This window comes from Serratia sp. (in: enterobacteria), assembly GCF_046715635.1.
In the GTDB taxonomy this organism is placed as follows: Bacteria; Pseudomonadota; Gammaproteobacteria; order Enterobacterales; family Enterobacteriaceae; genus Chania.
This window is the reverse complement of the sequence record NZ_JBKJYW010000556.1, coordinates 13,293-28,343: the sequence shown is the minus strand read 5'-3', so window position 1 is coordinate 28,343 and position 15,051 is coordinate 13,293. Positions and strand designations below refer to the sequence as shown.

The 15,051-nt window shown below is 47.6% G+C and carries 17 protein-coding genes; 16 read left to right on the top strand and 1 reads right to left on the bottom strand.

The window, feature by feature from the left end; all coding sequences use genetic code 11:
* The 5 genes from ACLQ7H_RS28970 to ACLQ7H_RS28950 form a co-directional block, all read left to right on the top strand.
* The coding region (locus tag ACLQ7H_RS28970) for a YqjD family protein (RefSeq protein WP_411755656.1) at window positions 1-234 on the top strand (234 nt) is incomplete at its 5' end.
* 2 nt (window positions 235-236) lie between these two features.
* Window positions 237-656: a phage holin family protein gene (locus ACLQ7H_RS28965; protein WP_411755655.1), complete on the top strand. Its 420-nt coding sequence runs from the start codon at window positions 237-239 to the stop codon at window positions 654-656.
* Window positions 634-921, top strand: a complete 288-nt coding sequence (locus tag ACLQ7H_RS28960; RefSeq protein WP_411755654.1) for a YqjK-like family protein — start codon at window positions 634-636, stop codon at window positions 919-921. The genes ACLQ7H_RS28965 and ACLQ7H_RS28960 overlap by 23 nt, the downstream gene beginning before the upstream one ends.
* A gap of 279 nt (window positions 922-1,200) precedes the next feature.
* The gene (locus ACLQ7H_RS28955; RefSeq protein ID WP_411755658.1) at window positions 1,201-1,596 is read left to right on the top strand and encodes a DoxX family protein; all 396 of its coding nucleotides are present in this window, start codon (window positions 1,201-1,203) and stop codon (window positions 1,594-1,596) included.
* A 76-nt stretch (window positions 1,597-1,672) separates the two neighbouring features.
* Entirely contained in the window at window positions 1,673-2,659 is a 987-nt protein-coding gene (locus tag ACLQ7H_RS28950) for a glutathione S-transferase family protein (protein WP_411755653.1), read from the top strand.
* A 241-nt stretch (window positions 2,660-2,900) separates the two neighbouring features.
* Here ACLQ7H_RS28950 and ACLQ7H_RS28945 read toward each other — a convergent pair whose 3' ends face one another.
* Window positions 2,901-3,806 carry a LysR family transcriptional regulator gene (locus tag ACLQ7H_RS28945; RefSeq protein WP_021180661.1) on the bottom strand — a complete coding sequence of 302 codons (906 nt, stop codon included), beginning with the start codon at window positions 3,804-3,806 and terminating at the stop codon, window positions 2,901-2,903.
* Between the two features lie 107 nt (window positions 3,807-3,913).
* Between ACLQ7H_RS28945 and ACLQ7H_RS28940 the strand changes: the two genes are divergently transcribed.
* The 11 genes from ACLQ7H_RS28940 to ACLQ7H_RS28890 all read left to right on the top strand — a co-directional run bounded on the left by ACLQ7H_RS28940 (window position 3,914) and on the right by ACLQ7H_RS28890 (window position 15,021).
* Window positions 3,914-4,615 (top strand): pirin family protein, encoded by a 702-nt coding sequence (locus ACLQ7H_RS28940; protein ID WP_411755652.1) that lies wholly within the window; start codon window positions 3,914-3,916, stop codon window positions 4,613-4,615.
* Between the two features lie 569 nt (window positions 4,616-5,184).
* A complete protein-coding gene (locus ACLQ7H_RS28935; protein WP_411755651.1) occupies window positions 5,185-5,994 on the top strand; it encodes a winged helix-turn-helix domain-containing protein in 810 nt (269 codons plus the stop codon).
* Window positions 5,978-6,454, top strand: a complete 477-nt coding sequence (locus ACLQ7H_RS28930; RefSeq protein WP_411755650.1) for a hypothetical protein — start codon at window positions 5,978-5,980, stop codon at window positions 6,452-6,454. Before ACLQ7H_RS28935 ends, ACLQ7H_RS28930 begins: the two co-directional genes overlap by 17 nt.
* A 437-nt stretch (window positions 6,455-6,891) precedes the next feature.
* Window positions 6,892-7,407: a hypothetical protein gene (locus ACLQ7H_RS28925; RefSeq protein WP_411755649.1), complete on the top strand. Its 516-nt coding sequence runs from the start codon at window positions 6,892-6,894 to the stop codon at window positions 7,405-7,407.
* Between the two features lie 410 nt (window positions 7,408-7,817).
* Window positions 7,818-8,360, top strand: coding sequence for a fimbrial protein (locus tag ACLQ7H_RS28920; RefSeq protein ID WP_411755648.1), 543 nt, complete (start codon window positions 7,818-7,820; stop codon window positions 8,358-8,360).
* 58 nt (window positions 8,361-8,418) lie between these two features.
* Entirely contained in the window at window positions 8,419-9,135 is a 717-nt protein-coding gene (locus tag ACLQ7H_RS28915) for a molecular chaperone (protein ID WP_411755647.1), read from the top strand.
* Complete coding sequence (locus ACLQ7H_RS28910) at window positions 9,110-9,637, top strand: fimbrial protein (protein ID WP_411755646.1); 528 nt, start codon at window positions 9,110-9,112, stop codon at window positions 9,635-9,637. Before ACLQ7H_RS28915 ends, ACLQ7H_RS28910 begins: the two co-directional genes overlap by 26 nt.
* Before the next feature lie 9 nt (window positions 9,638-9,646).
* On the top strand, window positions 9,647-10,363 hold the full coding sequence (locus tag ACLQ7H_RS28905; RefSeq protein WP_411755645.1) for a molecular chaperone: 717 nt from the start codon (window positions 9,647-9,649) through the stop codon (window positions 10,361-10,363).
* 14 nt (window positions 10,364-10,377) lie between these two features.
* A complete protein-coding gene (locus tag ACLQ7H_RS28900; protein WP_411755644.1) occupies window positions 10,378-11,157 on the top strand; it encodes a molecular chaperone in 780 nt (259 codons plus the stop codon).
* Window positions 11,158-11,225: 68 nt separating this feature from the next.
* Window positions 11,226-13,847 carry a fimbria/pilus outer membrane usher protein gene (locus tag ACLQ7H_RS28895; protein WP_411755643.1) on the top strand — a complete coding sequence of 874 codons (2,622 nt, stop codon included), beginning with the start codon at window positions 11,226-11,228 and terminating at the stop codon, window positions 13,845-13,847.
* Window position 13,848: 1 nt separating this feature from the next.
* Window positions 13,849-15,021, top strand: a complete 1,173-nt coding sequence (locus ACLQ7H_RS28890; protein WP_411755642.1) for an adhesin — start codon at window positions 13,849-13,851, stop codon at window positions 15,019-15,021.
* Window positions 15,022-15,051 lie beyond the last annotated feature (30 nt).

Genomic DNA, 15,051 nt, shown 5'->3' with positions numbered 1-15,051 from the left:
CTGAACTCTTCCACCGATAAACCTAAAGCTGAACTGGACAAACTGCGCTCCAAAGCAGAAGGCGCACTGAAAGAAACCCGTGCCCGTCTGAGCGATGCCGGTGACAAACTGGCTCACCAAACCAAGCAGATGGCTGGCCAGGCCGATGATTACGTGCGTGAAAACCCGTGGACCGGTATCGGTATCGGTGCTGCGGTGGGCGTGGTGTTAGGCGTTCTGCTCGCGCGCCGCTGATTATGGCAGAGCAGCCGCAAACGCGCGCACAGGGCCCCGGTAAAGGGGTCCTGGATATCGCTCAACGGATTGTCACCATCATGGTCGGCATGGTGGAAACCCGGGTGCGTCTGGCCGTTGTCGAGCTGGAAGAGGAGAAAGCCAACCTCATTCAGCTACTGATGATGGCGGGGCTTACCCTGCTGTTTACCGCCTTCGGCCTGATGAGCCTGTTAATCCTCATCTTCTGGGCCATCGATCCCGCTTATCGTCTGATGGCATTGGGCACAACTACCGCCGTTCTGCTGTTCCTGGCCGTTGTGGGCATCGTCTGGACACTGTCCAAGGCTCGCCGTTCAACACTGTTAGGGGCAACACGTCAGCAATTGGAACTCGATCGCGCTGAACTGGAGGAGAAACATGAATCACCGCCAGTACCGTGAACGCAGAAAAGAGCAACTCATCCGCCAGATCCAGCAGCAACGCCTGGATCTGGCCGCCAACAAAAGCCAGTGGCTGCAAAAGACCGAATCCTTCGATCGCAGTTGGCAGACCTTGTATGGACTGCGTAAATATATGGCTATCGGTTCCAGCGTGATTGCGCTGTACGGGATCCGCCATCCTAGCAAGTTGATCCGCTGGTCACGTCGGGCGCTCAGCGTCTGGGGTACCGTTCGTTTGATCCGTAACGCCATTACCAAAAAATAACCGCGCTGCAACTGGTTCAATTATTCCGTCGGTAATCCCTCCCCTCTGCGTGGTTTTTATCCAAATATCCAATTTAATTAATTAACACACTGATTAAATGGTGTTTTTACTTCGCAGCCAATATTCAGATTTTTTGAAAAATTACGACAGTTTTACTTGCTAACAACCCGCAGCGTTCCCGTCTAACATTCACTCCATCAACCGGACATGGTGGCTACAGGCCCCCCTGGCGGTACAAATGCCAAGATTGGCAAGCAACAACACTTTTTGGAGTTAATGATGAAAAAATTAGAAGATGCAGGTTTGCTGGTTGCTCGTATTCTGATGCCAATCCTGTTTATCGTCGCAGGCTACGGCAAAATGGGTGATGCCTATGCGGGCACCCAACAGTACATGCAATCGATGGGCGTACCTGGCTTCTTGCTGCCACTGACCATCCTGCTGGAGTTCGGTGGTGGCCTGGCAATCCTGTTCGGCTTCCTGACCCGTACCGTGGCGCTGTTCACCGCCGGTTTCACCATCCTGACCGCGCTGCTGTTCCATACCAACTTTGCCGAAGGCGTGAACCAGCTGATGTTTATGAAAAACCTGACCATTGCCGGTGGCTTCATCGTACTGGCGATTGCAGGCCCTGGCGGCTTCAGCATTGACCGCATTTTGAACAAAAAGTGGTAAGCTTATAATATCGCCAAAAGGCTCGGCTCTATGCCGGGCCTTTTGACTTACACTCTCGGACACATTGGAGGATCTCATGGGACAACTCGTTGATGGCGTTTGGCAAGACACCTGGTATGACACCAAATCGACCGGGGGCCGTTTCAAGCGTTCAACCTCCCAGTTTCGCAATTGGGTCACGCCGGACGGCGCTGCAGGAGAGCATGGCAAAGCGGGTTTCAGGGCCGAGCAAGATCGCTACCATCTGTATGTTGCCCTGGCTTGCCCTTGGGCGCACCGCACCCTGCTGATGCGCAAGCTGAAGGGGCTGGAGCAAACCATTCCGGTTTCCGTGGTACATCCGCTGATGTTGGAAAACGGCTGGACCTTCGGCCAGGATTTCCCGGCAGCAACCGGCGATGCGCTGTATCACTCCGATTTTCTTTATCAACTCTATCTACGGGCCGACCCGCAGTACAGCGGCCGCGTTACCGTGCCGGTGCTGTGGGATAAACAGCAACAGACCATCGTCAGCAATGAATCTGCCGATATCATCCGCATGTTCAACAACGCTTTCGACGCCGTCGGCGCACGGGCTGGGGATTACTACCCGGTAGAACTGCGTGAAAAGATCGACTCGCTCAACGGCTGGATTTACGACTCGGTGAACAACGGGGTGTACAAAGCCGGTTTTGCTACCAGCCAGGATGCCTATGACGAAGCGGTGAACGGCGTGTTTGCCTCTTTGGAGCGGCTTGAGCAGATCCTCGGCCAGCACCGTTATCTGACGGGCGATCGACTCACCGAGGCCGATCTGCGCCTGTGGACCACGCTGATCCGTTTCGATCCGGTGTATGTCACCCATTTCAAATGCGACCAGCGCCGCATCAGCGACTATCTCAACCTGTACGGCTTCCTGCGCGATATCTACCAGATACCGGGGATTGCCGAAACGGTCGATATGGCGCATATCCGTAACCATTATTATCGCAGCCATGCCACCATCAACCCGCACGGGATCATTTCGATCGGCCCAGCGCAGGATCTGGATGAACCCCACGGGCGCGATGTGCGTTTTGGTTGATTGCAGATTGCAGTGAGCCAGGGGATCCGGCAATTGCTGTTTCCCCTCGCCCCAGCCCTCTCCCACAGGGAGAGGGAGCTGTCCGGTGACCTTGGTTGGCCCGTGTAGCTTCGAAAAGTAGGGATTAAAAACAAGAAAGGCAAAGTATTACGTAGAGCAATTAGCGAACTCGATCGGTCCCCTCTCACTAACTGAGAGGGTTAGGGTGAGGGGCCTTACACAATGCGAAAGTGCGAAGAAGTTACTGATTCTCCTCGCGTGCAAACAGGCGCGGGATCTCACGCAGGAACCAGGATTTAGCCTCGCCCATGCTGTCGCGCCGCCAGGCCATGATGATGTCTGCCTCACGGCTGTATTCCGGCCCCACCACGCGCAAGCGCCCCTGTTCGATATCCTTCTCCACCATCTGATAAGGCATGGTGGCAACCCCCAGCCCGGCCAGCAAGGCGCGGCGCTTATCTTCGATGGTGCTCACCGTCAGGCGCTGCTGTTTATCCAGCAATTGTACCGTCAAGACTGGCCGTTCCCGCGCAGTATCTGCCACCGCAATACCACGGTATTTCACCCGAGTCAGCTCCGACAGCGGCTCCGGCTCCAGGTGGATCGGATGTTCCGGTGCGGCAACGTACACGCTCATCACCTTGTACAGCTTGCGGGTATTGATTTCAGAAGAGGCGCGAAAGTGCATATCCGGCGCAATAACGATATCAGCGCGCCCTTGCTCCAGCCGCTCCCACGCCCCAGCCAACACTTCGGTAAAGATCGAAACCTGGGTATTGGCCTTCAGCGCCAGCTTATCGACCAAGGGGAACAGCTTGTAGGCAGGGGATAGCGCTTCGCTGACGATGGTGAGATGGGTTTCCCACCCCCGCGCCAATGCCTCTGCATCGGTCGTCAGCTTGTCCGCCGCCTCGAGCAGTACGCGGCCACGCTCAAGCAGCATGCGCCCAACATTGGTAAATTTGGTGCGATGCCCAGATCGGTCAAACAGTACCACATCCAGTTCTTCTTCCAATTTTTGCATGGTGTAGCTGAGCGCAGAAGGCACTCGCCCCAGCTCATCGGCAGCGGCGGCAAAGCTGCCACGGCGGTCGATCGCATCCATAACCCTAAGCGCTTCAAGCGTTAACGCCCGATCTCTGGCCATCGAAACTCTCTTTCAGGAAATTTGAATATACCGACCAGATTAACTGGCTAACAATCCGCCGTCCAGATGCTTACCATCAAGAGAATGAATTTAGAGAGCCGATTGCCATGATCACATGCAGAACAGCACAACAATGCGGGCAAGCTGACTTTGGTTGGCTACAGGCTCGTTATACCTTTTCCTTTGGCCACTACTTCGATCCCAAACTGATGGGCTATGCGTCGCTGCGGGTATTGAATCAAGAGGTATTAGCAGCGGGTGCCGCCTTCCAGCCACGCACCTATCCCAACGTAGATATCCTGAATCTGATCCTGCAGGGTGAAGCCGAATACCGGGACAGCGACGGCAATACCGTACGCGCAGCGGCAGGAGAGGCGTTATTGCTGGCTACGCAGCCGGGGCTTAGCTATAGCGAACAGAACGTCAGCAGCAGCACGCCACTGACCCGGATGCAACTGTGGCTGGATGCCTGCCCGGAGCGTAGCAATGAGCGTGTGCAGCGTTTGAGCCTGGCAGATAAGCCCTATACGCTGCTGGCCTCACCGGATGGGGTCCAGGGCAGCCTGCAACTGCGCCAACAGGTCTGGATCCATCATTTGAACTTACCGGCGGGAGCGCAGCAGACGCTGAACCTGCATGGGCCACGCGCCTACCTGCAATCGATCCACGGTACCGTTGAGGTCAATGGCGACCATCACCAGAGCCAGCGCCTGACCTGTGGAGATGGTGCGTTTATCCGCGAGGAAAACCGCCTCACCATCCAAGCCGAAGCGCCGCTACGTGCGCTGCTGATTGATTTGCCGATATAGGTAAAAAAACCCGCGCGACTCTCGTCACGCGGGGTTATCTGTATGGCCGGTAAACCCACTAGCCAAACCCAAAGGCTGACTCCCGCAGCATACATATGGGGCTAATAGTTCAAGTGTATCTCTATCTGCACCTCATAATTCCTATAGATTTATTAATATTCAATGCCATAACAATTACCCGGCTAAACATCAAAAGATAATGTTGCTACCGTCGGTTTGGCTTTCTTCTTTTTCTACTGTATTACATATAAATCAACAGTGCCGCCTGGCGATCCCACACTGGAGGCATCATGCATACCCGCCTTTCTCAAATATCATGTCATCACCCCGCCTAACTTTCCTCTTTGAAAACACACCTTATAGTTTTGAGACTCAAGGTATCCACGCCCTTCTTGAACCCGATGATTTACCCTGCAAATTGAGAAAATCGATTTAGCGGTGATGTGACTGCACAAAAACCATGCCTACAACATGTGACTTTCTGGCGTTTGCCACATGTAGATGGTATTGCTTATTGTTGATGACAATCTATAATAAAGTTTTGATACGTATCTTTGGAAATAATTGGCATGAGTAAATGTTATACTATAAATGATAATATTTCGTTTCACCCTGAAAATGCTACCCTCTCATCTTCTTTGAGTGGCGCTCGCATTAAAATCAACGTGCCAACAGCACAATTACTCGAGGCATTTGTCAATCGCGTTGGTTTGATAATATCGCAAAGTGACTTGTATTCAATTGCTTGGGGTGATAATGGCGTCAATGTCACACCGAACACCTTGTATCAAAATATTTCACTGCTGCGTAAAGCATTACAAGATATAGGGTTATCTGGGGACACGATCACGACGGTAAGAGGCAAAGGATTTATCTTTACGGTCGCCAAAGTGGCAGAGTGCGAAGTCGATATTGACCCTGAAGATGAAGTTAATGACGTTATTAGTGAAAATATTGCCCCTCAACACCAAGATGAGAAATTGATAGCCCAAAGCAAATATAAAACACATAATATAGTATTGCTGATCGCCTCCATGTTAATTTTATTTGGGGTTGTTATTTATTTTATTCATAAAAGCATTCCTAAAAGAATAATTGATTATCCGAAAAGCTTCACCTTTTTATCAAAAATTGATGGGTGCAGTATATTTACCAGCACTGAATTAACTAACGTGGAAAGTAGGGAGAAAGCCAACGTATTTCTTAGTACGCAACCATTAGACTGTAAAAAATACCCTTATATTTACTTAAGTTTTACATCAAGGCATCCTTCAATATCAATCATCTCTTGTGAGCATGAAGTTAATTATAGCAAGAAAAATAATTGTAAAACTGAAATATTCATCAATCATGGTGGCTTTAATGAAATCAAACACTAAATACACACTCCCGATCTTCATCGCAGTCATCATGATTGTTTCCGCTATAGCTTATGCTTATTTTTTAGTGGATAATAATAATAAAAAACTAAATTGCCACGGCGTTCATTATACGTACAGCAAGGATTTAAACATTAATACTAACGTTGAGATCAATTTTTTTAGTAAAAATGGTTATATGATTATCAATGGCGTTGTTACTAATAAAGATATATCCTATCGGTTAACCAGGAAGATATTGTTTGACATCTCCGATATTGATAAAAAATCCATTTTGACTTTTACTTCAATTGAAATTAGTCTTTCTGATGAAGTGAACCGAACAGACCTAGAGAAAATGCTACCTAGTTTTATGTCTCAGGTGGGTAGCAACATCTTAATTTCCATTTATCGAGTTAACGATAATAATTATATTATTGAGTCTAATGATGTGGCGAGTTTGATTTGCAATAAGGATTGATTTTTGAGCATTCTGTTTAACCGATGGCATAGATGTTTCTATTTAAAATAGAGGAAATTAAACTGTTTTTATTTGATTCTATGCTTTGATTTTTCTTACCTCAGGGTATCATCATCACTCTGAATATTAATCAATTCTTAATGAGATAGACCTCTGTTCAAATAAAACCCAACCGAGCTTCATAGATGTTGTAACCCACTCACACAAAAAACCTATAATTACAATGATATATAACAAACAGCTTCCGCTGTGACATGGGCATCTCTCTATGAACTCATTAACTACTCTTTTATTAAGACTTTATAATTCATACTATTTTTTAATTTATGTTTTACTTGCCACTCTAATTTTTCAGCTCGCATATTGATGAAAACAAGAAACAACTATTTTTAAGTAAAGTCTGGGCAATAAGCTTAAAAAAATAAGGTTTTTATTTAATGAAAGACGTCGCCATTGCAAATAAATTTTACTTTATATTAAAAATAATACTCTCTATCGCTTTTGTCTCTTCAGCTTCATTTTTACTATTGAAATTTAGAGTTGATAAAAGTGATGTTATTATTTGCAATGCGAACATGGCCATTCATAGAGAAGAACTGGGGTTAATGACAGAACTGACGCTCGAGTTTTCCATAAATGATAAAAATGGAATTGTCTATATCGATGGCATTGTTTATAAAAACAATGAAAGAATAGGCACCGTGAGCCGAAGAACATTTTTTGATGTGACTGCGATTAATGATGATTTTTTATTAACATCAAAGAAAAACTGGGTGACTGAAACCAATGATGTGGATGAATCCTTGTTTTTAGACCTGATATTATCGCGATTTTATTTAGTAGATGATTACCCTATGGTTTTCTTCTTCACTAAAAATCGTAATGGCAGTTATTACATCTCAACTAAAACAATGCCCTATATATACTGCTCTAATTTTTTAATAGATGAGTAGCACTAATACTTTTAACAATAGATATCTATCTGCATATTGAGAGTTTCATTGCTGGTCACTTTTCCACATATTTTCTCCATTCATACTTAGACATCTGACAACTTTAGCCCCGCGCTTTTGGATGAGACGATTATGTGCAAGCAACTGGCTTCAAAAAGTAGCCTCAGCAAGAGAACTTAGAGGTCATGCTGCAAACATTTTCAGGCTGATATTCTACATTGCTCGTTATAAATAACATACTTAATAATGATAACAAACTATTTAAAATCAATTAGTTGAATAAACATTTCGTTAAGGGAAAACCTGAAGAGTCTTAACTAAACCTTAATGAGACTAAATCATTAAGTTTATCGCTCCCTCTAGGGCACACTCAAAATCCTTAATCAACGTGTTACTGGAGAAATAAACACATGCGTACAGCACTTTTAAATTTATCCCCGGCCGCTTTGTTACTGTTGGCCTCGACTGGAACTGCCCTTGCAGCGAGTAATGCCATGATCACAATAGAAGCTAACATCGTCACTGCGACCTGTGATGTTTCCGTGACCGATCGATTGAACCTGGGTAACCATACAAAAGGAATTTTCACCGTCGCTAATAGCTTTATTGATACGACCGCACAAAGTTTTGACGTGAGAATTTCGAATTGTGAGAAACCCTTAGCGGAGGGTGATACCGCGAGCTTACGCATTTCGGGTTCGACATTAAGTGGTGGCGGGAACAACATCTTTAACCCCAATAATAGTTCCAATATTGGTGTGATGGTCAAAAACAATGGTGCCCTCTTGCAAAGTGGAGACAAAATTCTTGTCGGAACTGCGGGCACTACGCCGGTAATTGGCGACTTTGAAAAATCAGTTCCTTTCAGTGTCGCGTTAGCAGCAAAAAATATCTCAGCCATCGCAAATGAAATTATTAGTGTCCCCATTACATTTAGCTTTATTTATAACTAACCATTTCTGATGGCAGGTGACGATAACTCCCTGCCATCAGGCAAGAGGAGTTTGAACCATGAGATTTTTATTTCGCACGCTGTCTTTGCTATTTGTTGGTTTGGCGGCGAATCAAACCGTACAAGCCGGTGGATTTGGCATTAGTGCCACTCGACTCATTTACCCAGAGGGAGCGTCAAGTGTTTCACTCACTTTGCGCAATACGCAATCAGCTTCACCTTATTTAGTGCATACCACCGTCAGTGCTTCTGTTGATGGGAAAGGGGCTGCACCTTTTCTGGTGAGCCCTCCACTGTTTCGCCTGGAACCCAATAGTAGCAACCAGATTCGGATTTCTGCCCATGGTCGGGGTTTACCTAGTGACCGTGAGTCGGTTTTCTATATTAATGCACGGGCGATACCAAGTAGCACGGCAGGAACAGAAGAAGACCAACAGCAGAATGTGGGTGGTGAGGTAAAACTGGGCGTGGCGAATGTTATCAAGCTATTTTATCGCCCTTCCGGGTTAACCCCGTCCGTCGCCGATGCACATAAGAACCTACAAATTACTCTGGTGAAAGAGGGATTACAGGTTTATAACGCCTCACCCTATTTTATTAACTTTGCCGGCATCCGTTTTGGCGCAGAGACGCTGTCTTTGGCAAGCCCTGGAGCCAATATGATTGCCCCTTTCAGTAGCCATATCTTTCCGACCAAAGTCAAACAAGGGGAGGTCGATTGGCGGGTAATTAACGACCTTGGAGGTATCGATGCCTTTACTAAAATGGTGCCGTAACGCGAGCCTTTTCATCTGTGTTACCACTATACAGGGACAAGCAGCTGAAACAGTGGATTTCCGTGCAACCATTGTTCCTGGAACTTGCGAAATCAAGCTAGATAAAGAGATTTTGCAGTTGGGAAGCATCCAGGCAAATTCGTTGTCATCGGGAGCCGTGGCTGCATCCGATACTTTCTCTCTGGCAGTACAAAATTGTAGCGGGACGGGAGCCAGTCACCAGAAACCCGTAATCCAAGTCAGTGGGAATGGTGATGACAATAACGGTAAATGGCTGTTTCGTGATGCTGACTCAGAGGCCCAAGGGGTTGGAGTACTGCTAACTCAAAACACGACTACCGTTCGCGCTGGTGACAAGCTGCAATTTCAAGGAATACTCCCGCCAGCCGCAGGTGCCACTATGGCATTTTCCGCAGGGGTAGCTTGTATTGACTCTGGGGGATGTCATCCCACAGCCGGTAAACTCGTTGCTCGAGTGACCTTTAATTTTCTTTACGATTAAGAGCTCATTATGATCAAAGCCCTGTGTTTCCGAGACTTGCAAATTATCAGCGGCTTACTCCTTAGCCTCTGGGGAAATATCGCTTTTGCTGATGATGGCGGAATAAGCCTTGGGCAAACGCGGGTCATATTTAATGAAGCCGATCGGGCGCGTACTGTCATGATTAAGAATGGCGGAGACAAAACTTATTTAATTCAGTCTCTGGTACAACTGGGCTCAGATAATCAACAGGCTGCTCCATTTATCGTGACGCCACCATTATTTCGCCTAGAGCCTAATAGCCGCAACTCACTACGTATTATGCGCCAGAATGAAAGGCAGTTATCGCAGCAGCATGAATCGGTGTTTTATTTATCGGTTCTGGCGATCCCAGCTCAAACCGCCGAGGTTACGGAGCAGGCTCAGCTCTCAATGGGAATTCGCTTTCTTATTAAGCTGTTCTATCGCCCAGAGGGTTTGAGTATGACCCCGGAAGAGGCTTACTGCAAATTACAGTTTACCCAAGTCGCTAATGGTGTACGTGTTGAGAACCCTACACCCTATTTTTTAACGCTGGGTCAATTGAGTATTAATCATCGTGCAATCAGCTTCGAGCAGCAATCGGCAATGATTGCCCCTCATGGCAATCAAATTTTTCCAGTGACTGCACCGTTGGCTCTGGCTGACTGGCGAATGATTACCGATTACGGGATACTTTCGCCAAAATGCGAATATTCACCACCATAACTTTTGGAGAGTAAATGAAAAGTTTCTTAACTCGCCTACCATTAATCATGGCAGGAGGCTTACTGATGCTGAACAGTTTATCGGTGAGCGCCAATCAGGCTGAATCCAAAGGTATTTCATTTTATGTGATGCGGGTTATTTACCCGGAGAAAGCCAGCCAAGGGGTGGCATTAACCGTCTATAACAAAAGCGATCAGCCTTTTTTAATGCAATCTTGGATCCGCGCTATGGATCCGCAAACTGGTGGTGTTGTACCGCAGGGTAAAGTCGCTACCCCTATGCCATTTATTGTCACCCCGCCACTACAACGGCTAGAGCCTAATAGTGATTTAACCTTGCGTATTCGCCGCACGGGAGGGGAGTTACCGCAGGATAGGGAGTCAGTCTTTTATATTGCCACTAAGGCGATACCGTCAAAGCCTGAGAATACGTCGAAAAACGGCGGCCAATTAACGTTAGCTGTCGTCAGCAACCTTAAACTATTTTATCGCCCGTCCGGTCTGCCGGACAGTGGAGTAGCCGGTGCAGCCCCACAATTACGCTTCCATCTGGAGGGTAATACGCTAGTTGCTGAGAACCCAACGCCGTTTTGGTTGACATTTTCCCGGTTAAAAGTCGGTAACTACTTGTTCGATAAGGCAGCTATGCGCCTGATGGTCCCACCCAAAGGGCAGCAACGTTATAACTTGCCTGCGGGTACCAAGGGGCCAGTTGAGTGGCAATTGCTCGATGAGACAGCATGGGATACGCCACTAGAGCAACAAAAATCACTGACTGGCTTATCTCGGCAATGAGAGCCCGTTTATCGATGAACTACTTTAACTGCTGGTAAATCCTATGTTTTTAATTCCAATGCAGCGTATTGGCAAAACATAAACACCAGGTTGAGCTGAATATCATGAAACTATACGTTGGAAGGGTAAAGATCTCACCTATATTCACAGGTGCAATATTACTTACGTCTGTCTTGCCCGCTTGGGGCCGGGATTATTTTGATGCCGGGCTGCTAATGCTTGATCAAGAACAGTCGGCAAAAGTAGATCTGACTCAATTTGAGACTACCGGTCAGGTGCCCGAAGGGGACTATCTGGTGACGATATTTGTTAACCAAACTGAGCGCGGTGAACAAAATATCACTTTCAAAAAAGGCGCAGGGGGCAAGGTTGAGCCATCCCTCACGCCAGAGCTATTGAATGAGTTAGGTGTGAACACTACTGCACTGGCGACTTTCTCAAATTTGCCATTGGATCAACCAGTGGAGGATTTGCCTGCCTTGATCCCTCATGCGCAGGTGCAATTTTCGCTGGCCAAGTTGCGGCTGGATCTCAGTATCCCCCAGGTTGCCATGCAGCCGAATAGTAGCAATCAGGTGGATCCCTCATTGTGGAATCAAGGTATTCCGGCATTTTTGCTTAATTATAATTTGAACGGCAGCCGTAGCCGACGTTCTTCCCAATCCGATCTGGGAACATCAGAGCAAACAAACTTCTTTGCCAACTTACGCGCGGGGTTGAACTTTGATGCCTGGCGTTTACGCAGCCTTATTACCCATAGCCGGAACACGACCAATGGTGATAATCGTGCGGGTGAAAGTACGCAAGACACCCAGTTTATCAATACCTACCTACAGCGGGATATCCAGCCTTGGCACTCGGAAATATTGGCCGGTGAAAGCAGCAGCGGAGGGGATATTTTTGACAGTGTTCCGTTTCGTGGCGTCAAACTGAATTCAACCGAGGAGATGTTGCCCAATAACCTGCGAGGCTTTGCACCGGTTATCTCCGGTATTGCGCAGAGTAATGCCAGGGTAACAGTAAGCCAGAATGGCAACATATTTTATCAAACCTATATTGCCCCAGGTCCATTTACGCTCACGGACCTGGGGCAAAGTGGTTCTTCTGGTGATTTGACGGTAACGATAACCGAAGCTGATGGCTCGGTTCGCACCCAGACGGTTGCCTATTCAACGCTACCGGTAATGTTACGCCCAGGCGCCTTCAAGTATGAGCTGACCGGTGGCAAATATAATGGCAGCACTACGGTTGGCTCGCAGGAATCAACCTTTGGGCTAGGCACTCTGGTTTATGGTCTGCCCTATAACCTCACTCTGTATGGCGGCGGGCTGGTCGCAGATGATTACTTCTCAGGCGTAGTGGGGAGCGGGCTGTCGTTAGGGAGTTTTGGGGCTCTGTCTGCGGATGTGACTCACTCGAACGCAAAGCTCAAGGACATGGATGACCGGCAGCGGGGAGAATCCTATCGGTTGCGCTATGCCAAGAATATTGCCAGTACCGGCACATCCATTGATGTCGCGACGATGCGTTACTCGACCCGTGACTATTACAGTTTTTCCGATGTGAACAACAATGGCTACCAATTACGTGACGACCAACTTCCCTGGTCACAAGACCGTAAGCGTAATAGTTACCAACTGCGGTTATCGCAGAATATGGGTGACTTAGGGTCGCTCTATCTCTCTGGGATGCGGGATAATTTTTGGGACAACGGCAAGGTCAACAACAACCTGACTGCGGGTTATACCAATAGCTACCGAGGGGTGTCTTACGGTGTCAATTACAGCATTGACCGCATTAAAGGTGACAACAGCTGGCCGGAGAACAGACAGTTATCGATGAACGTTCAAGTACCCTTAAGTTTGTTCAGTGGTTCATCACTGGCTGACCGCACCTTCGCCAGCTATCAGATGACCAATAACAATCAAGGCAGCGTTCAGCATCAGGCAGGTATCAACGGGAGCGCCATGGATGACCGCCTTTCTTACGGTGTGACACAAGGCTGGTCTAACGACGGCAGCAGTGACATGGGATCGGTGAATACCGGTTATCGTGGCAGCAAGGGCATCGCGAATTTGGGATATAGCTATGGTAGTGGCTATAGCGCAGTGAATATGAATGCCAGCGGCGGAGTAGTGGCACATGCTGAAGGGGTTACATTGAGTCAACCTCTGGGTGATACCGTTGCCTTAGTGAGTGCCCCTGGCGCCGGGGGAAGTAAGGTAATGAGCGGTAATAATCGGGTGGACAGTCGTGGTTATGCGGTAGTGCCTTATCTCTCAAACTATCAGCGCAATAATATTAGCCTGGACCCATCAACCCTCCCTGAGAGCGTTGATATGACGCATTCAAGCCAAAATGTCTATCCGACTAAAGGCGCGGTAGTTAAGGCTAACTTTGCCACGCGTATCGGTTATCAGGCAGTGATCACGTTGAGTCACAGTGGCGGATTAATACCTTTCGGCGCCGTGGTTGCCGTTGAAGGGAGCGCGAGTGAAGAGCCACATACCAGTATTGTTGGCGATGCCGGGCAGGTCTACCTCAGCGGGCTGCCGGAAAGTGGTCGTCTACAGGTTAAATGGGGTAAGGATACGGGCCAGCAATGCAATGTAGCGTTCAATTTGGCGAAAACACCAGCCCCGTCAGCGGCTAACCCAATACGTCATTTGCCATTAAGTTGTGGTGTTTAACATGTTAAGCATCAAGCATTCACTCTATAGAGGGTCAAACACAGTGACAGATAAAATAAGCGCCACGGGTTTTCAGTGGTTACGCACAGGGCTTTGCCTGCTGTCGTTGGGAGTTATTATGCCATCACAGGCGGTCACAATTGATATTGGCAGTGGTAGCCAGGAATGGCTCGGCCCGCCTATTAATGGGAGTTTTACCGCAGAGACTGGATCGTACCCTCAATCTACCACACTTAGTGCATATTATGCCTTTGCCGGCATCTCTCTGTCATCAAGTGGGACGGGAGGGTCAGGCTGTTTTTCTCCTAGCCAAATGACTGATATTGGTGGATTACAGACATATCAGATTGCCCAAGGGATTTTTGTGATTCCACAGATAACCTTCTCTATCTCTTATCAGCTAAATAGTGGAATCACAGAAACCATGAGTGGAACTATTGGTAAACCGGAAACAAAGGGAGTTACTAACACAGGAGCAGGTTCTCCGGTTACACCCGTGCAAAATTCAGCCTGGTGTTTAATGCCTAGAGGATATGAGATAGTCTCATTTTTCAAGGCAAATAGCACACGAACTACCACGGTAACCGGTAACTGGGTCATCATCACCGATGGGACCCAACAAGATGGTATATATAATATGCCTAGTGGCTCTTTTCATAACAGAGTCACAATACCCGCTGAAAATGGGTCTTTATTTATACCTAGCAACCAAATTAAAGTCTCCACACGACAATGTTCGATTAATATTAACAACTCGATCGACTTTGGCAACGTAGAACATAATTCGACTATCAGGACTGAACTAGGACGAGTGAACGACAGTCTGGTGGTAGGTTGCACACAGAGTAGCGTTAATCCCGCAGCGAATATTAACGTAAAATTTCAGTCCAACTCAGGGTTCTACGACGGTGAAGCCACTCGGTTGTCCCTTAATGAGGGAGGCGGTTATATCACGGGTGAAATAGCGGGAATAGCTGGCATTGACAATGGAGCCTGCAATTCGACGGGAGGGCTGAAGTTTAATAGCGACCCAGTAAGATTAGGTTCCATAAATGCGGGAGCAGGCAACGAGAGCTTCTCAAATTCACTCACCTGGCGGCTATGCTCCGGTGGCAGTACATTACCGGTTGGCAACGTCAGCGCCTCAGCAACTGTCGATGTTATCTTTAATTGATGACAAACCGTTTCAAGGAAGTGAACAACG